Raw genomic sequence first — 16,764 nt, 5'->3', positions numbered from 1 at the left:
GTACTGGACGTTGAGCAGGCCGCGCACCCCCACCCCCCTGGCGATGGCCTCGGTGTAGCGGCGCACCTGCGCCAGGTGCGAGCCGGCCAGGGTCATCGGCGGCAGCACGCAGGACGAGTCGCCGGAGTGGATGCCGGCCTCCTCGATGTGCTCCATCACCCCGCCGAGGTACACCTCGCCGTCGGCGTCGCAGAGGGCGTCCACGTCGATCTCGATGGCGTCGTCGAGGAACCGGTCCACCAGCACCGGATGGTCCGGGGAGATGTCGGTGGCCCGGCCGATGTAGTCGCGCAGCGTCGGGTCGTCGTAGACGATCTCCATGCCCCGCCCGCCGAGCACGTACGAGGGGCGGACCAGCACCGGGTAGCCGATCTCGGCGGCGATCGCCTTGGCCTCCTCGTACGAGGTGGCCATGCCGTGCGCCGGGGCGCGCAGCCCGGCCCGGGCCAGCACCGCGCCGAACGCGCCGCGCTCCTCGGCCAGGTGGATCGACTCCGGGGAGGTGCCCACGATCGGCACGCCGGCGTTCTTCAGCCGCTGCGCCAGGCCCAGCGGGGTCTGCCCGCCGAGCTGCACGACCACCCCGACCACGCCCGGCCCGCCGGCCGCCTTGCCGGACGAGTCCTCGGCGTGCCAGACCTCCAGGACGTCCTCGAAGGTCAGCGGCTCGAAGTAGAGCCGGTCGGCGGTGTCGTAGTCGGTCGAGACGGTTTCCGGGTTGCAGTTGACCATGACGGTCTCGTAGCCGACGCCGTCGCCGCCGGGACCGGACACGGCGGCCGGGCCGAGGGGCGCGCTGCGCAGCGCCTGAACGGCGTGCACGCACGAGTAGTCGAACTCGATGCCCTGGCCGATCCGGTTCGGCCCCGAGCCCAGGATGATCACCTTGGGCCGGGCCGAGGGCGCGACCTCGGTCTCCGAGTCGTACGTCGAGTAGTGGTACGGCGTGGTCGCCTCGAACTCGGCGGCGCAGGTGTCCACCGTCTTGTACACCGGGCGGACGCCGAGCCGGTGCCGTAGGGTGCGTACCCCGTCCTCGGCGGCCAGCTCGGGGCGCAGCGCGGCGAGCTGCCGGTCGGACAGACCGGCCCGCTTGGCGCGGCGCAGCAGGTGCGCGTCGAGCACCGGGGCGTCGACGATCTCCGCGCGCAGCTCCACCAGGGCGGCGATCTGGTCCAGGAACCACGGGTCCATCCCGCCGGACGCGGCGGAGACCTCCGCGATCGACGCGCCGAGCCGCAGCGCCCGCTCGACCGTGTAGAGCCGGCCGTCGTGCGGCGTGCGCAGCGCGGCCAGGGTGTTCTCCCTGGTGGCGTCCGCCGGGTCCGGGATGGTCCAGAAGCCCGCCGACTTCGTTTCCATCGAGCGCATCGCCTTGTTCAGCGCCTCGGTGAAGTTGCGCCCGAGGCTCATCGCCTCGCCGACCGACTTCATGGTGGTGGTCAGCTCCGCGTCCGCGCCGGGGAACTTCTCGAACGCGAACCGGGGGATCTTCACCACCACGTAGTCCAGGGTCGGCTCGAACGCCGCCGGGGTCTTGCGCGTGATGTCGTTGGGGATCTCGTCCAGGGTGTAGCCGATGGCCAGCTTCGCGGCGATCTTCGCGATCGGGAAGCCGGTCGCCTTCGACGCCAGCGCCGAGGACCGCGACACCCGGGGGTTCATCTCGATCACGACGATCCGGCCGTCGGCCGGGTTCACCGCGAACTGGATGTTGCAGCCGCCGGTGTCCACCCCGACCTCACGCAGCACCGCGATGCCGAGGTCGCGCAGGTTCTGGTACTCCCGGTCGGTCAGCGTCATCGCCGGGGCCACCGTCACGCTGTCGCCGGTGTGCACGCCCATCGGGTCGACGTTCTCGATCGAGCAGACCACCACCACGTTGTCGTGGCGGTCGCGCATCAGTTCGAGCTCGTACTCCTTCCAGCCGAGCACGCTCTCCTCGATGAGCACCTCGTGCACCGGGCTGGCGGCCAAACCCGCCCCGGCGATGCGCCGGAGGTCGGCGTCGCTGTGCGCCATGCCGGAGCCGAGGCCGCCCATCGTGAACGACGGCCGGATCACCACCGGCAGGCCCAGCTCGGCGACCGTGGCCTCGACCTCGGCCATCGAGTGGCAGACCCGCGAGCGGGGCACCAGGGCGGCCGGGTCGGCGATGCCGAGACGAACGCCCGCCTTGGCGACGATGTCCTTGAACAGCTGCCGGTCCTCGCCCCGGTTGATGGCGTCGATGTTCGCGCCGATCAGCTCGACGCCGTACTTGTCCAGCACACCTGCGGCGTGCAGGGCGACCGCCGTGTTCAGCGCGGTCTGCCCGCCGAGGGTGGGCAGCAGGGCGTCGGGACGCTCCTTGGCGATGACCAGCTCGACGAACTCCGGGGTGATCGGCTCGACGTACGTGGCGTCGGCGAACTCCGGGTCGGTCATGATCGTCGCCGGGTTGGAGTTGACCAGGCTGACCCGGATCCCCTCGCTGCGCAGCACCCGGCACGCCTGGGTGCCGGAGTAGTCGAACTCGCAGGCCTGCCCGATGACGATCGGCCCGGAGCCGATCACCATGATGTGCTTGAGATCGGTCCGCTTAGGCATTTGCGCGCCCCTCGCTGTGGGTCCGGCCCTCGATGAGCTCGGCGAAGCGGTCGAACAGGTAGTCCGCGTCGTGCGGGCCGGCCGCCGCCTCCGGGTGGTACTGGACGGTGAAGGCGGGCACGTCGATCGCCCGCAGCCCCTCGACCACGTTGTCATTGAGGCAGACGTGTGACACCTGGACGCCGCCGAACTCGGTGTCGATCACCTGGTCGGGCACGACCGCGCCGCGCTCCGGTTCGCGGCCCGGCCAGGCGACCGCGAAGCCATGGTTGTGGCTGGTCACCTCGACCTTTCCGGTCGCCCGGTCGAGTACCGGCTGGTTGATCCCCCGGTGGCCGTAGCCGAGCTTGTAGGTGCCGAAGCCCAGCGCCCGGCCGAGGATCTGACTGCCGAAGCAGATGCCGAACAGCGGGATCCGCCGGCCGAGCACCTCCCGGGCCAGCGCCACCGGGCCGTCGGCGGTGGCCGGGTCGCCCGGGCCGGGCGAGAGGAACACCGCGTCCGCGCCGGTGGCGAGCAGGTCGTCGACGCTCGACCCGGCGGGCAGCACGTGGGTGGTGACGCCGCGCGCGGCGAGCCGGCGCGGCACGTTGCGCTTGATGCCCAGGTCCAGGGCGGCCACCGTGAACCGGTGCGTGCCCTCGGCCGCGACGACGTACGGCTGCGCGGTGGTCACCTCGGCGGAGAGGTCCGCGCCGACCATCTGCGGCGACTGGCGGACCCGGGCCAGCAGGGCGCGCGGGTCGTCGTCGACGCTGGAGATGCCGACCCGCATCGCGCCGCGCTCGCGCAGGTGCCGGGTCAGCGCCCGGGTGTCGACGCCGCTGATGCCGACCACGCCCTCGGCGGCGAGCCGGTCGGCCAGCTCGCCGGTGGACCGCCAGTTCGAGGCGGTCCGGGCCGGGTCGCGCACCACGTAGCCGGCGACCCAGATCCGGGCGGACTCGTCGTCGTCGGCGTTGACGCCGGTGTTGCCGATGTGCGGGGCGGTCTGCACCACCACCTGCCGGTGGTACGACGGGTCGGTCAGGGTCTCCTGGTAGCCGGTCATGCCGGTGTTGAAGACCGCCTCGCCGAAGGTCTCGCCGACGCTGCCGTACGCCTCGCCGTGGAACGTGCGCCCGTCCTCCAGGACCAGGATCGCCGATCTACCCCTGCTCACGCTGTGCTCCCTTCGACCCGGACAGCGGGACTCCGCTGCGCTGCATTCCTCGCTCGGATCACTTGACAGCCTTTCCGTCCAGGACCGTCGGCTCGCCGCGCAGGAAGGTCGCCACGATGCGACCCGGCAGCGTCATGCGGGCGTACGGGGTGTTGCGACTGCGGCTGGCCAGCTCCGCGGGCTCGATGACCCGACGGACCGCCGGGTCTACCAGGGTCAGGTTGGCCGGCACGCCCGGGGCCGGGTCGAGGCCGTGGCCGTCGAGCCCGGCGATCCGGGCCGGGGTGCGGGACATCCGCTCGGCGATCAGATTCCACTGCGGGCCGAGCACGTCCAGGGCGATCGACAGCGCCGTCTCCAGGCCGAGCATGCCCGGCCGGGCGTACGCCCACTCGCACTCCTTGTCCTCCACGGCGTGCGGGGCGTGGTCGGTGGCGATGACGTCGATCACGCCCTCGGCCAGCGCGGCGCGCAGCGCGGCGATGTCGGTGGCCGTACGCAGCGGCGGGTTGACCTTGAACACCGGGTCGTACGGGCCGGCCGGGCTCCAGTTGTTCGCCAGTGCGGGGCTCGCAAGCTCACTCCTCCCGCTCACGACCTCGTCGGTGAGCAGCAGGTGGTGCGGGGTGACCTCGGCGGTGACCCGTACGCCGCGGGCCTTGGCCTGGCGCAGCACCTCGACGCTGCCGGCGGTGGAGACGTGGCAGACGTGCAGCCGGCTGCCGACGTGCTCGGCGAGCAGCACGTCCCGGGCGATGATCGCCTCCTCGGCGACCGCCGGCCAGCCGGTCAGCCCGAGCCGGGTGGAGACCTCACCCTCGTGCATCTGCGCGCCCTCGGTGAGCCGGGGCTCCTCGGCGTGCTGGGCGATGATCCCGTCGAACGCCTTGACGTATTCCAGGGCCCGGCGCATCAGCTTCGGGTCGGCGACGCAGTGCCCGTCGTCGGAGAAGATCCGCACCCTGGCCGCCGAGTCGGCCATCGCGCCCAGCTCGGCCAGGCGCTCCCCGGCCAGGCCGACGGTGACCGCGCCGATCGGCTGCACGTCGACCAGCCCGGCCTCCCGGCCGAGGCGCCAGACCTGCTCGACCACGCCGGCGGTGTCGGCGACCGGCGAGGTGTTCGCCATCGCGCAGACCGCCGTGTACCCGCCGAGCGCCGCCGCCCGGGAGCCGGACTCCACGGTCTCGGCGTCCTCCCGGCCCGGCTCGCGCAGGTGGGTGTGCAGGTCGACCAGCCCGGGCAGGGCGACCAGCCCGGTGCCGTCGACGACGCCTGCGTCCGACGCGGTCAGGCCGGACCCGACCTGCGCGACGACGCCGTCGCGGATCAGCAGGTCGGTCGGCGCGGCGCCGACGACGCTCACGTTGGTGATCAGGTACGCGGTCACAGGTTGTTCCCCCCGAGCAGCAGGTAGAGGACGGCCATCCGCACGGAGACCCCGTTGGCGACCTGTTCGACGATGGTGGAGCGGGGCGAGTCGGCGACCTCGGGCGTGATCTCCATGCCCCGGTTCATCGGCCCGGGGTGCATGACGATCGCGTGCTCCGGCAGCCGGCGCATCCGAGGCGCGTCGAGCCCGTAGCGACGGGCGTACTCGCGGGCCGAGGGGAAGTAGGAGTCGGTCATCCGCTCCCGCTGCACCCGCAACATCATCACCACGTCCACGTTCGGCAGCACGGCGTCGAGGTCGTAGGAGACGTCGATGCCGGACGCGAGGGCCTGCGCGATGTCGACCGGGATCAGCGTGGGCGGCCCGACCAGGGTGACCTTCGCCCCGAGGGTGGACAGCAGCAGCACGTTGGAGCGGGCGACCCGGGAGTGCAGCACGTCCCCGACGACCGCGACGTGCAGGCCGGCGAGCCGACCCAGCCGGGCCCGCATCGTGTACGCGTCCAGCAGCGCCTGGGTGGGGTGCTCGTGGGTGCCGTCGCCGGCGTTGACCACCGACCCGTCGACCCAGTTGGCCAGCCGGTGCGGGGCGCCCGAGGCGGGGTGCCGGACGACGACCGCGTCGGCCCCCATCGCCTGGAGGGTGAGCGCGGTGTCCTTGAGGCTCTCGCCCTTGGTCACGCTGGAACCCTTGGCCGAGAAGTTGATCACATCGGCGCTCAGCCGCTTCGCCGCCGCCTCGAACGAGATCCGGGTCCGAGTGGAGTCCTCGTAGAAGAGGTTCACCACGGTCCGGCCGCGCAGCGCGGGCAGCTTCTTCACCTCCCGGCCGGCGACCGTGGCCATCTCGGCGGCGGTGTCCAGGATCTGGGTGGCGGCGGCGGCGTCCAGGTCGGCGCCGGAGAGCAGGTGCCGGATCACTGGGCCTGCCTCTCGTTCGCGACTACGGGGCTCCGCTTCGCTGTGCTCCTCGCGCTCACCGGCCGGCCTCCCCGTACAGCTTGACCTCGTCGGCACCGTCGGTCTCGGCGAGGGTGACCTTGACGTTCTCGGCGAGGGCGGTCGGGATGTTCTTGCCGACGTAGTCGGCGCGGATCGGTAGCTGTCGGTGGCCCCGGTCGACCAGCACGGCGAGCTGCACCGAGGCGGGGCGACCCACGTCGCCGAGCGCGTCGAGGGCGGCCCGGACCGTACGGCCGGAGAAGAGGACGTCGTCGACGAGGACGACCCGCTTGCCGTCGATCCCGCCCAGCGGTAGCTGGGTCGGGCCGACCGCGCGGGTGGCGTGTCGGCGCAGGTCGTCGCGGTAGAGGGTGATGTCGAGCACACCGACTCCGACTGCGATGTCCTCGAAGGTGCTGATCCGGGCGGCGAGCCGCCGGGCGAGCGGAACCCCACGGGTGGGAATCCCGAGCAGCACCGTGTCGGCGGCTCCCTGGGTCTTTTCGAGGATCTGATGGGCGATGCGGTCCACCACGCGCGAGACGTCCGCTGCGGTGAGGATCACCTTCACCGAGGGTTGTCGCGGCGGCGACGCGTGGGCAGCCGGTGGGTAGGCCACGGCGGACCTCCTTCCCCGCCTCACCGGACGGGTCGTTAAAGGACGTCTGACTCCTCCGGCGGGCCGCGAGCGGCCCGAACGGGGGCTGCGGGCCACGTTACCAGCGGTCACGGGCCGCCCGACGTCGGCACTGACCCCAGGATCAGGCTGGCGAATCGGGATAAGTCCCCCTGCGCAGCCCAACGGTAGGGTCACGACCACTTGACCAGTTGTCGCAATCCCCGTACCGTCACGCTCCGTAGCGATCGCGGGGAGAACCCCGAGCAGCACTGGGAGTGTCCGAATGCCCTCTGAATACGCCAAGTCGCTGGGCGCCCGCCTGCGCTCCATCCGCCAGCAGCAGGGCCTGTCCCTGCAGGGAGTGGAGGAGAAGTCGAACGGGCGGTGGAAGGCCGTGGTGGTCGGCTCGTACGAGCGCGGTGACCGCGCCGTCACGGTGTCCCGCCTGGCCGAGCTGGCCGACTTCTACCGGGTGCCCGTCTCCGAGCTGCTGCCCGACGGCAGCGGGGTGCGACACGAGCCCACCAGCAAGATCGTCCTGGACCTGGAGCGGCTCTACGACGACGCCTCCGAGGACCTGGCCTACGTGGCCCGGTACGCCCGCGCCATCCAGCAGCAGCGGGGCGACTACAACGGTCGGGTGCTCTCCATCCGCGCCGACGACCTGCGCGCCCTGGCGATCGTCTACGACGCCTCGCCGTCCGGGCTGATCGAGCGGCTCACCGAGCACGGCGTGCTCGTCGCCGACCCGCGGGCATTCTTCGCGTCCTGACCCGGTCACGCCGAAAGGGCCCGTGCCAACGGCACGGGCCCTTTTCGACACCGCCGCCCCGGCCGGGACCTTGTCGACGACGCCGGTCAGCGGGTGGCGTACTCGGCGATCCGGCCGAGCACCCCGTTGAGGAAGCGCGGCGAGTCGTCGGTCGACATCTGCCGGGCCAGCTCGACGGCCTCGCTGATCGCCACCGCGTCGTCGAGCTCGTCGACGTAGAGCAGCTCGTACACGGCGATGCGGGCCAGGTTGCGGTCCACCGCCGGCATCCGGTCCAGCGTCCAACCCTCGGCGTAGCTGGCGATCAGCTCGTCGATCCGGCCCAGGTGCGCGGCCACTCCCTCGACGAGGCCGACCGCGTACCCCAGGTGCTCCGGGTGAGGCTTCTCGATCCGCTCGACGTAGCCGGCGAGCACCTCCACCGGCGGCCGGTCGCGCAGGTCGGCCTCGAAGAGCACGTCCAGCGCCCGCTTGCGCGCCTTACGGCGCGCCGGCATCTGCTGCTTGGACCCCTCGGCCATCAGGCGCGGCCGAGGTAACGGCCGTCGCGGGTGTCGACCTTGATCTTCTCGCCGGTGGTGATGAAGAGCGGCACCTGCACGGTCGCGCCGGTCTCGACCGTCGCCGGCTTGTTCCCGCCGGTGGACCGGTCGCCCTGCAGACCCGGCTCGGTGTACGTGATCTCCAGCACCACGGAGGTCGGCAGCTCGATGTAGAGCGGCACGCCCTCGTGGGTGGCGACGGTCGCCTCGGCCTCCGGCAGGAGGTAGTTGGCGGCCTCGCCGACGGTGCCCCCGGGGACGGTGATCTGGTCGAACGTCTCCAGATCCATGAAGACGTAGTCCTCGCCGTCGGCGTAGAGGTACTGCATCGTGCGCTTGTCCACGGTCGCGGTCTCGACCTTGGTGCCCGCGTTGAAGGTCTTGTCGACCACCTTGCCGGACAGCACGTTCTTCAGCGTGGTACGCACGAAGGCGCCACCCTTACCGGGCTTGACGTGCTGGAACTCCACGACGGCCCAGAGCTCCCCGTCGAGGTTGAGTACCAGGCCGTTCTTCAGGTCGTTGGTGGTGGCCATTTCCTGCCTTGATCATCAATTGGCGGACAGACCTGGCAAGTCTACTAGCTGCCGCCGCCGGCCGTTCCCGCCGTCAGCCGTCAGCCGCGCCCGCGCGGGCCGCCAGGTGATGCAGGGCGAGACGGTAGCCGTCCACGCCCAGCCCGCAGATCACCCCGGTCGCCACCGCGGAGATCACCGAGTGCGCCCGGAACTCCTCCCGGGCGTGGATGTTGGAGATGTGCACCTCCACCAGAGGGCCGCGCAGCAGGGCGCAGGCGTCCCGGACCGCGATCGAGTAGTGCGACCAGGCGGCCGGATTGAGCACCACCGCCGCCTGCTCGTCGGCCGCGTCGTGCAGCCAGCCGACCAGCTCGTGCTCGGCGTCGGTCTGCCGGACCGTCACGTCCAGCCCCAGCTCCCGGCCGGTCGCCTCGCAGAGCCCCACCAGGTCGGCGTAGCTAATCGCCCCGTACACGTCGACCTGGCGGGTGCCCAGCCGGCCCAGGTTCGGCCCGTTCAGCACGTACACCCTCACGCGTTTCCTCTTTCGTTCGCGACTGCGGGGCTCCGCTGCGCCGCGCTCCTCGCGCTCACTGCGAAACCTCCCGGTAGGCGGCGTGCAGCAGCTCGTCGTCCGGGCCCTCCAGGATCGCCGGACGGGCCAGAGCGTCGAGCACCACGAACCGCAGCCGCGAGCCGCGGCTCTTCTTGTCCACCCGCATCGCGGCCAGCAACTGCGGCCACGCGTCGGCCCGGTACCGCGTCGGCAGCCCGAGCGCCGTCAGCACCGTGCGGTGCCGCGCGGTGGTCTCCGGGTCCAGCCGCCCCGCCAGCCGGGCCAGCTCCCCCGCGTAGACCAGCCCGACGGAGACGGCGTGCCCGTGCCGCCACCGGTACCCCTCCACCTTCTCGATCGCGTGGGCCAGGGTGTGGCCGTAGTTGAGCACCTCGCGCACCCCGGACTCGCGCAGGTCGCCGGAGACCACGTCGGCCTTCACCCGGATCGCCCGCTCGATCAGCTCCCGGACCACCGGCGACGTCGGATCCGTCGCCGCCGCCCGGTCCCGCTCCACCAGGTCGAGGATCACCGGGTCGGCGATGAACCCGCACTTGACCACCTCGGCCAGCCCCGCCGCCAGGTCGGCCCGCGGGAGGCTGTCGAGCACCGCGAGGTCGCACAGCACCCCGACCGGCGGGTGGAAACCGCCGACCAGGTTCTTGCCGGCCGCCGTGTTGATGCCCGTCTTGCCGCCCACCGCCGCGTCGACCATGCCGAGCAGCGACGTCGCCACCGGCACCCAGCGCACCCCGCGCAGCCAACAGGCCGCGACGAAACCGGCCAGGTCGGTGACCGCGCCGCCGCCCACCCCGACCACCGCGTCGGTGCGGGTGAAGCCCGCCTCACCCAGCCGGTCCCAGCAGGCCGCGGCCACCTCGATGGCCTTGCCCGCCTCGGCGTCCGGCACCTCCACGGCCAGCGGGGTCGCGCCGGCCGCCGCCAGGCGCGCGCCGATCGCGTCGGCCAGCCCCTTCAGCGGCGGCGCGTGCAGCACCGCCACCCGGGTCGCGCCAGGCAGCATCGTCGGGAGAGCGTCGAGCAGGTCGCGTCCCACCAGCACGTCGTACGGCCGTTCGCCGCCGACCGGAATCCGGGTCACCTCGTCCATTGCCCGGGAGCCTAGTCCAGCCGCAACCCCCGCTGCGGTACCTGTCCACTCCGTGGCGGGCCTGGTGCAAGGAAGGGCCCCTTGTTAACGCTTTCTGTATAGGAAGGGCCCCTTCCTAACACTGCGGCCGGCGTGACTCCGACGTGCGGCGCGGCGCGGCACGGCGCGGCACGGCCCGCACGTCACCGGCGGCGGTCGGCGGCCGTTTAGCCGGGCAGAGCGGGGGCAGCGTTTCCAGCACGGGCGACGTTCCGGACACGGACGGCGTTTTCAGCACGGGCGCCGCTTCCAGCCCTGGCGGCGTCTCCGGCCCGGACCGGCCGACGAGGCGGAGGTACCCCGCGATGAGCACACCCACCACCGACGGCGCCGACATCCGGCTGCCCGCCACGATCCTCGGCGTCGGCCTCGGCGGCTTCGCCGACGGCATCGTGCTGCACCAGGTGCTCCAGTGGCACCACCTGCTCAGCGGCACCGGCAGCGACAACATCGGGGTACGGGCGTACCCGGTGGACACCGTGCCCGGCCTGGAGATGAACACCCTGTGGGACGGGGTCTTCCACGTGGTGACCTGGGTGGCGGTGCTGACCGGCCTGGCTTTGCTCTACTCCCGGGTCACCCGGTCGCGCGGTCGGCTGTGGCGCTCCCCGGTGCTGTGGGGCTGGGCGCTGGTCGGCTGGGGGCTGTTCAACCTCGTCGAGGGGATCGTCGACCACCACCTGCTCGGCATCCACCACGTGCGTGAGGGCGCGTACCGGACCTGGTGGGACCTCGGGTTCCTGGCGCTCGGGGCGGCGCTGGTCGCCGCCGGCTGGCTGGTGCAGCGCCGCGGCACGGCCGTGGACGTCTGCGCCGACCGCCCGTGACAGGGACCCACGCCGGCCACGACGGGTACACACCGGGGCCGGCGCTGCTCGTACCCCTGGTGCTGTTCTGGGTCTATCTCGCCGCCGCGCTGCGCCAGCGGGGACCGGGCGGCGGCGGCTGGCCGCACCGGCGCACGGCGGCCTTCGGCGCGGGCGCGGCCCTGCTCGCCGCAGGGCTGGCCCTGCCGGCCGGCGGCTTCGCCGCGCACGCGTGGCAGCACCTGCTGGTCGGCATGCTCGCCCCGCTCGGGCTGGTGCTCGGCGCGCCGGTCACCCTGGCGCTGCGGACCCTGCACCGGCGGCGCGGGCGGGCCCTGGTACGGCTGGTGCGCCGCCCCGCCCTCGCCCAGCTCGCCCACCCGGTGACCGGCCTCGCGCTCACCACCGGCGGGTTGTACGTGCTGTACCTGACGCCGCTGTGCAGGGCGACGCTGACGCACCCGGCCCCTGCACCACCTGGTGCACCTGCACTTCCTGCTCTCCGGGCTGCTCTTCACCTGGTCGGTCGCCGGCCCCGACCCCGGCCCGCACCGTCCCCGGGTGCCGGCGCGACTCGTGGTGCTCGGGGTCGCCGTGGCCGCCCACGCCGCCCTCGCCCAACTGCTGTACGCGGGCCTCGCCGTGGACGTACCGGTCCCGCCGGACCAACTGCGCGCCGGGGCGATGGTCATGTACTACGGCGGCGACCTCGCCGAGATCGCCCTGGCGCTGGCCCTCCTCGGCACCTGGCGCCCGACGGTAAGGAGGGGCCCCTTGTTAACGCATTCGGCAGAGGAAGGGCCCCCTGCGAACACCGCAGGCGGCGCGACGCCAGCGGGCGGCGAAACGGGGCGGGGCGGCGGCAGGGCGGCGGCGGAGCGGGGCGACGTCCTCAGGGCTTGAGCAGGGCCGCGACCTCGGCGGCGATCTCCTGCGGCGTACGCCCGTCGGTGACCACCGTCGCGGTCGCCACCTCGGCGTAGAGCGGGCGGCGCTGGTCCATCAGGTGCTTCAGCGTCGCCCTCGGGTTGATCGCCAGCAGCGGCCGGCCCACGCCCAGCCCCACCCGCTTCACCGCGTCGGACAGCTCGACGCTCAGGTGCACCACGGTGTGCCCAACCAGGGCGGCCCGGTTCTCCTCGGCGAGCACCGCGCCGCCGCCGAGGGCGAGCACCCCGACGCACGAGGTCAGCGCCGCTGCGGTGGCGGCCCGCTCCAGGGCGCGGAAGTGGGCCTCGCCCTCGTCGACGAAGATCTCCGGGATCGGCTTGCCGGCCATCCGCTCGATGTCGGCGTCGGTGTCGCGGAACTCCACGCCGAGCAGCGCGGCGAGCATCTCCCCGACGGTGGTCTTCCCCGAACCGGGCGACCCGACGAGGACGACCACCGGCCGCGTCCGACCGACCGGATCACCAGGGAGCGTGGGGTTCACCGGATCACCAGGGAGTCGAGGTACCCGGCCAGGTTGCGGCGCATCTCGGTCACCGAGTCGCCGCCGAACTTCTCGACGGCCGCCTCGGCGAGCACCAGGGCCACCATCGCCTCGGCGACCACGGCGGCGGCCGGCACGGCGCAGACGTCGGAACGCTGGTTGATCGCGGTCGCCGGCTCCCCCGTGGTCACGTCCACCGTGGCCAGGGCCCGGTTCAGCGACGAGATCGGCTTCATCGCCGCCTTCACCCGCAGCGGCTCCCCGGTGGTGATGCCGCCCTCCAGGCCGCCGGCCCGGTCGGTCACCCGGCGCACCCCGGTCGCGGTCGGCACGATCTCGTCGTGCGCCTCGGAGCCACGGGAGCGAGCCTGCGACCAGCCGTCGCCGATCTCCACGCCCTTGATCGCCTGGATCGACATCAGCGCGGTGGCGAGCCGGGCGTCGAGCTTGCGGTCCCACTGCACGTGGCTGCCCAGGCCCGGCGGCACCCCGTACGCCAGCACCTCGACCACGCCGCCGAGCGTGTCGGCGGCCTTCTTCGCGGCGTCGACCTCGGCGACCATCCGGGCGCTCGCGTCGGAGTCGAGGCAGCGCAGTGGGTCGGCGTCGATGCGCTCGGCGTCCTCGGGCGTCGGGCGCAGCCCCGGCTTCGCGGCGACCGGGCCCAGCTCCACGACGTGCGAGACGATCTCGATGCCGAGGGCCTGCTTCACCAGGGCCTTCGCCACTGTGCCGACGGCGACCCGGGCGGCGGTCTCCCGCGCGCTGGCCCGCTCCAGGATCGGCCGGGCGTCGGTGTGACCGTACTTCTGCATGCCGGCGAGGTCGGCGTGGCCCGGACGCGGGCGGGTCAGCGGCGCGTTGCGGGCCTGCCGGGCCAACTCGTCGGGGTCGACCGGGTCGGCGGCCATCACCGTCTGCCACTTGGGCCACTCGGAGTTGCCGACGCGGATGGCGACGGGGCTACCCAGGGTGACGCCGTGCCGGAGCCCGCCGATGATCTCGACGACGTCCTGCTCGAAGGCCATCCGGGCGCCCCGGCCGTAGCCGAGCCGGCGGCGGGCCAGCTCACCGGCGATCTCGCCGGTGGTCACCTCGATCCCGGCGGGCACGCCCTCCAGCATCGCGACGAGGGCGGGACCGTGCGATTCACCTGCAGTCAGCCAGCGCAACACGTGGGCAAGTCTGTCACGCCCGGGTCACGTCCCACCGCGCCGCCCACCGTGTCCCGCCCTACGGACGCGCCGCGTGGTCGGCACCGACCTCGCCATGATCTCTGCCTTCGGCTATTGCCCGGCCAGTCCGAGGACGGCGGCGAGGCGGCTGACGTCGGCGGAGGTGGGGCCGGTGCGGAGGATGGCGGTGAGGGCGGCTCTGGCGGCGGGGCGGGTGCGGGTTTCGGCGCGCGCGATGTGGTCGGCGGTGACCAGGGCGCGGCCGGCAGCTCCCGGGTCGCCCAGGTCGAGATAGGCGCGGGTGATGTCGATGAGGTGGGCGGCGCGGTGCTCGGCGGGGAGCCGGTGCCAGCCGCCGTCGCCGGTGGCGTATCGGTGGACGGTGACGGCCTGGTGGTGGTCGCCGAGGTGGGTGGCGACCAGGGCGCGGGCGAGCGTGACGACGGTGGGGCCGAAGGCGGTGCCGTCGTGGTGCGGGTTGTCGTGGGCGGCGGCGAGACGGGCGGCGCGTTCGGCGAGATCGTGGGCGGTGACGGCGTCGCCGTGGGTGGCGGCGGCGAGGGCGGCTTCGATAAGCAGGGTCCCGGCCAGTCCAGGTTCGTCGGGCAGCAAGGCGCGCGACGGCGTCAGGTCGAGCTGATGTACGGCACCGAGCGCGGCAGCCTTGGCGAGGCGTCCTCGGCGCAGGGCGCGCAGGGCCTGGGCGAGGGAGACGGCGGCGAGGCCAGTGCGGTGTGGGTCACCGGCGGCGGCGATCATGGCGCGGTCGGCGGCCAGCCAGGCAAGAAGGGGTTCGCCGAGTTTGACCAGCGTCTGGGCGGTGAGTAGGGGCCGCGGACGGGCAGGTCGGCGGCCCACGCGTCCCCTGCGCGGGGGTGGCAGGTGTGCCGGGTGCCGGCGAGCAGGTCGGGCAGGATCCGTAGGACCTGCGGGTGGTGCCCGTTGCGGTAGGCGGCCCAGGCGTATCCGGCCTGGTCGTCGAGTTGCCGCACCGTGGGGCTGTCGGCCTCCGGAGGGTCGTGGCGGGCCAGCGCCGCCCGGATACGTTCCACGGCGGCACCGATGTCGGTGCCGGGTTCTCGTCGGGTCTTGTCGGTGTTCAGGACGTTCGGGGCGACACCGAGAGCCCCGGCCACGGTTTCGATGACGGAGAGCCGATCGAGGGTGCGTACGCCTCGTTCGACCTTGTCGACCCAGCTCTTGGACTTGCCGATCCGGTCGGCGAAGACCTGCTGGCTCATGCCCCGACGGGCCCGCAACTCGGCCATCCGCCGCCCGATCGGCAGTTCGTTGCGGCTGCGCCGGCCGGGCCCGGTCACCTGTCCTGCTCCGGCGGCACGGCCAGCGTGGACTCGCCGCAACGCGGGCACCAGCGGGACTTGACGCGGAAGGCGAGGAGCCCGAGCAATAAGCCGGGGAGCAGGCCACCGAACACGATCGACACGACTCCGGAGATCACCGGGAACCGTCGCCTTCTTGCGGGGCGGAGGGCCGGCATGCTGGCTTGACCGGAGTCGTCAACCGCTCCAGCCACCCGGGCCAGCGCCGGGAACGCGTCACCTGTGACCGATGCGGAGCGAACAGCACGTGTTGCGCAGTGAATGACATGCACTGAAAGGTGCCAGCGTGTCACGGACGGCGAAACCGCCCACGTGCAACCATGAAGGGACGTCTACGAAAGGTCCCTAGTTGCCATGGCGCGAAACGATGCACTCAAGGCGGCGATCGTGGCAGCCGGTCTTTCCTTCGCTGATCTCGCCGAAAGGTGCGATGTGGACGTGAAGACCGTCGAAAGGTGGGTCAGCCGAGGGCGCGTCCCTCACCCTCGTTCCAGAGTGCGAGCGGCCGAGGTGTTGGGCGAGGATGTGAGGGTGCTGTGGCCTGAGATGATCCGACGTGCCGTGAAGGTTGGAAGCGATCGCGAACTGGTCGGCATCTATCCTCGCCGCGCCGACCTTCCGCGATCGGTCTTTCGTGAGGCGATCGGGCGGGCCAGTTCTCGGCTCTGGTTCGGTGGATACACCAGCTACTTCCTCTGGCTGGAGGTGCCCGGCATCTCCGCCGCGCTCGAAGCCAAGGCCAGCGCCGGGGCCGACCTGCGATTCCTGCTCGGAGATCCGGATAGTCCGGTCACGGCCGAGCGGGAGAGGATCGAAGCGACTCCGCTCACCCTGGCGACCCGCATCGCGATGACGCGCGCAGAGCTAAGCAAGGTCGGCACCGTGATACCGGTCCGCTTCTCTGCCCGTCATCTCGCCATGTCCGTGTGGGTCTTCGACGAGGAGGCCATAGTCGCCACGCACATCGGGGCGGGGCTCGGGCAGGACTCCGTGACGCTGCACCTGCGACGATGGCAGGACGGGGGAGCTTTCGACCGGTATGTCGAGCACTTCGAGTCGTTGTGGGCCGATGGCAGACCCGCTACCCAACAGGACTGAGCCGTAGGGAGCTGAGTCGAGGGCGACATCGTCCGCACCGTCCCGGGCGGGGGCGGTGCGGGCCGCCGGCGACGGCCCGCACCGCGATCCGTCAGCGGTTGGCGAGGGTGCGTGCGTCGGCGGCGATCACGCGCGCCTTCGCCTCGGGCAGGAACCGGCCGGCGTGCTGGTCGACGTACCGGGCCAGCTTCGCGTACCGGCCCTTGACCAGGTGTTCGGTGAGCACCGTGAGTGCCGAATCCTTCACGCCGGAGGTGAGCACCAGGTGCCCGAGGCCGGCCGGGGTCACCGCGACGGTGAAGGTGGCCTCGGCGGTGGCCGTGCCCCTCGGTCCGATCACCTCCGCGCGCAGCCGGTGCGCGCCGGCCGCCAGCCCGGTCAGGTCGAGCGGCTCGCCCACCGGCACCGCCGCGCCGTCGAGGGTGACGGTCACGGCGTCGGTGGCCGGCACGGTGAGCACCGGCCGCTGCGCCCGGTCCAGCTCGACGCCGTCGGCCGGGGCGGCGATCGACACGGTGGGCCCGGCCGCGCCGAGCTGACCGGCGGCGTTCCACCCGGCCAGTTCCGCCGGCCGGTTCGTGATGATCCCGTCGGTGCCGATCCGTTCAAGCTGCTGCCTACTGGGCGCGGCGAGTCGACCGTCCAGGCCATCACCGCGACGCCGGCGGCGG

At 72.6% G+C, this 16,764-nt stretch carries 18 protein-coding genes and 3 pseudogenes; 6 read left to right on the top strand and 15 right to left on the bottom strand.

Translation table 11 applies throughout. The features are described from left to right. From carB to pyrR, 5 genes are all read right to left on the bottom strand, one after another. On the bottom strand, positions 1–2,589 hold a 2,589-nt coding region (carB, locus tag MCAG_RS25425; RefSeq protein ID WP_036375217.1), incomplete at its 3' end, for a carbamoyl-phosphate synthase large subunit. Then, on the bottom strand, positions 2,582–3,751 hold the full coding sequence (gene carA, locus MCAG_RS25420; protein WP_036375214.1) for a glutamine-hydrolyzing carbamoyl-phosphate synthase small subunit: 1,170 nt from the start codon (positions 3,749–3,751) through the stop codon (positions 2,582–2,584). The genes carB and carA, both read right to left, overlap by 8 nt. Positions 3,752–3,809: 58 nt before the next feature. After that, entirely contained in the window at positions 3,810–5,141 is a 1,332-nt protein-coding gene (locus MCAG_RS25415) for a dihydroorotase (protein WP_007075819.1), read from the bottom strand. Then, complete coding sequence (locus tag MCAG_RS25410; protein WP_007075818.1) at positions 5,138–6,064, bottom strand: aspartate carbamoyltransferase catalytic subunit; 927 nt, start codon at positions 6,062–6,064, stop codon at positions 5,138–5,140. Before MCAG_RS25410 ends, MCAG_RS25415 begins: the two co-directional genes overlap by 4 nt. Before the next feature lie 55 nt (positions 6,065–6,119). After that, positions 6,120–6,704 (bottom strand): bifunctional pyr operon transcriptional regulator/uracil phosphoribosyltransferase PyrR, encoded by a 585-nt coding sequence (pyrR, locus tag MCAG_RS25405; protein ID WP_036375212.1) that lies wholly within the window; start codon positions 6,702–6,704, stop codon positions 6,120–6,122. Between the two features lie 283 nt (positions 6,705–6,987). Here pyrR and MCAG_RS25400 point away from each other — a divergent pair, with 283 nt between their 5' ends. Next, on the top strand, positions 6,988–7,476 hold the full coding sequence (locus MCAG_RS25400; protein ID WP_007075816.1) for a transcriptional regulator: 489 nt from the start codon (positions 6,988–6,990) through the stop codon (positions 7,474–7,476). An 86-nt stretch (positions 7,477–7,562) separates the two neighbouring features. Here the strand turns inward: MCAG_RS25400 and nusB are convergent, their stop codons facing one another. The 4 genes from nusB to aroB all read right to left on the bottom strand — a co-directional run bounded on the left by nusB (position 7,563) and on the right by aroB (position 10,203). Further along, on the bottom strand, positions 7,563–7,973 hold the full coding sequence (nusB, locus tag MCAG_RS25395; RefSeq protein ID WP_007075815.1) for a transcription antitermination factor NusB: 411 nt from the start codon (positions 7,971–7,973) through the stop codon (positions 7,563–7,565). Between the two features lie 23 nt (positions 7,974–7,996). After that, positions 7,997–8,554, bottom strand: coding sequence for an elongation factor P (gene efp / locus MCAG_RS25390; RefSeq protein WP_007075814.1), 558 nt, complete (start codon positions 8,552–8,554; stop codon positions 7,997–7,999). 73 nt (positions 8,555–8,627) lie between these two features. After that, complete coding sequence (gene aroQ, locus MCAG_RS25385; protein ID WP_007075813.1) at positions 8,628–9,071, bottom strand: type II 3-dehydroquinate dehydratase; 444 nt, start codon at positions 9,069–9,071, stop codon at positions 8,628–8,630. A gap of 55 nt (positions 9,072–9,126) precedes the next feature. Beyond that, a complete protein-coding gene (gene aroB, locus MCAG_RS25380) occupies positions 9,127–10,203 on the bottom strand; it encodes a 3-dehydroquinate synthase (protein WP_007075812.1) in 1,077 nt (358 codons plus the stop codon). A gap of 36 nt (positions 10,204–10,239) precedes the next feature. Between aroB and MCAG_RS36370 the strand changes: the two are divergent. The 4 genes and pseudogenes from MCAG_RS36370 to MCAG_RS35225 form a co-directional block, all read left to right on the top strand. Further along, a pseudogene (locus tag MCAG_RS36370) lies at positions 10,240–10,305 on the top strand (hypothetical protein); the annotation flags it as partial. 242 nt (positions 10,306–10,547) lie between these two features. Next, entirely contained in the window at positions 10,548–11,069 is a 522-nt protein-coding gene (locus MCAG_RS25375) for a DUF2243 domain-containing protein (protein WP_007075811.1), read from the top strand. Next, positions 10,967–11,455, top strand: a pseudogene (locus tag MCAG_RS35230) (cytochrome c oxidase assembly protein); the annotation flags it as partial. The gene MCAG_RS25375 and the pseudogene MCAG_RS35230, both read left to right, overlap by 103 nt. A gap of 73 nt (positions 11,456–11,528) precedes the next feature. Further along, positions 11,529–11,951, top strand: a complete 423-nt coding sequence (locus MCAG_RS35225) for a cytochrome c oxidase assembly protein (RefSeq protein ID WP_007075810.1) — start codon at positions 11,529–11,531, stop codon at positions 11,949–11,951. Here MCAG_RS35225 and MCAG_RS25365 read toward each other — a convergent pair. From MCAG_RS25365 to MCAG_RS25350, 5 genes are all read right to left on the bottom strand, one after another. Continuing rightward, positions 11,941–12,480: a shikimate kinase gene (locus tag MCAG_RS25365; RefSeq protein WP_083802344.1), complete on the bottom strand. Its 540-nt coding sequence runs from the start codon at positions 12,478–12,480 to the stop codon at positions 11,941–11,943. The genes MCAG_RS35225 and MCAG_RS25365 overlap by 11 nt on opposite strands. After that, the gene (gene aroC / locus MCAG_RS25360) at positions 12,477–13,655 is read right to left on the bottom strand and encodes a chorismate synthase (protein ID WP_007075808.1); all 1,179 of its coding nucleotides are present in this window, start codon (positions 13,653–13,655) and stop codon (positions 12,477–12,479) included. Before aroC ends, MCAG_RS25365 begins: the two co-directional genes overlap by 4 nt. Before the next feature lie 111 nt (positions 13,656–13,766). Further along, entirely contained in the window at positions 13,767–14,414 is a 648-nt protein-coding gene (locus MCAG_RS29875; RefSeq protein WP_050778058.1) for a hypothetical protein, read from the bottom strand. Further along, positions 14,411–14,974 (bottom strand): helix-turn-helix domain-containing protein, encoded by a 564-nt coding sequence (locus MCAG_RS29870; protein WP_050778057.1) that lies wholly within the window; start codon positions 14,972–14,974, stop codon positions 14,411–14,413. The genes MCAG_RS29875 and MCAG_RS29870 overlap by 4 nt, the downstream gene beginning before the upstream one ends. Then, complete coding sequence (locus MCAG_RS25350; protein WP_232290273.1) at positions 14,971–15,114, bottom strand: hypothetical protein; 144 nt, start codon at positions 15,112–15,114, stop codon at positions 14,971–14,973. The genes MCAG_RS29870 and MCAG_RS25350 overlap by 4 nt, the downstream gene beginning before the upstream one ends. 235 nt (positions 15,115–15,349) lie before the next feature. Here MCAG_RS25350 and MCAG_RS25345 point away from each other — a divergent pair, with 235 nt between their 5' ends. After that, positions 15,350–16,093, top strand: a complete 744-nt coding sequence (locus MCAG_RS25345; protein ID WP_007075804.1) for a helix-turn-helix transcriptional regulator — start codon at positions 15,350–15,352, stop codon at positions 16,091–16,093. A 91-nt stretch (positions 16,094–16,184) separates the two neighbouring features. Here the strand turns inward: MCAG_RS25345 and MCAG_RS33930 are convergent. Then, positions 16,185–16,764, bottom strand: a pseudogene (locus MCAG_RS33930) (hypothetical protein); the annotation flags it as partial.

Source organism: Micromonospora sp. ATCC 39149, assembly GCF_000158815.1.
Taxonomy (GTDB): domain Bacteria; phylum Actinomycetota; class Actinomycetes; order Mycobacteriales; family Micromonosporaceae; genus Micromonospora.
The sequence above is the reverse complement of the archived record's forward strand: the minus strand, read 5'-3'. Positions and strand labels throughout refer to the sequence as shown.

Bases quoted from the DNA above. Each gene is read 5' to 3' on its own strand.
- MCAG_RS25400 (WP_007075816.1), top strand. From the start codon at position 6,988: ATGCCCTCTGAATACGCCAAGTCGCTGGGCGCCCGCCTGCGCTCCATC.
- nusB (WP_007075815.1), bottom strand. From the start codon at position 7,973: ATGCCGGCGCGCCGTAAGGCGCGCAAGCGGGCGCTGGACGTGCTCTTC.
- efp (WP_007075814.1), bottom strand. From the start codon at position 8,554: ATGGCCACCACCAACGACCTGAAGAACGGCCTGGTACTCAACCTCGAC.
- aroB (WP_007075812.1), bottom strand. From the start codon at position 10,203: ATGGACGAGGTGACCCGGATTCCGGTCGGCGGCGAACGGCCGTACGAC.
- MCAG_RS25375 (WP_007075811.1), top strand. From the start codon at position 10,548: ATGAGCACACCCACCACCGACGGCGCCGACATCCGGCTGCCCGCCACG.
- MCAG_RS29875 (WP_050778058.1), bottom strand. From the start codon at position 14,414: ATGATCGCCGCCGCCGGTGACCCACACCGCACTGGCCTCGCCGCCGTC.
- MCAG_RS25345 (WP_007075804.1), top strand. From the start codon at position 15,350: ATGGCGCGAAACGATGCACTCAAGGCGGCGATCGTGGCAGCCGGTCTT.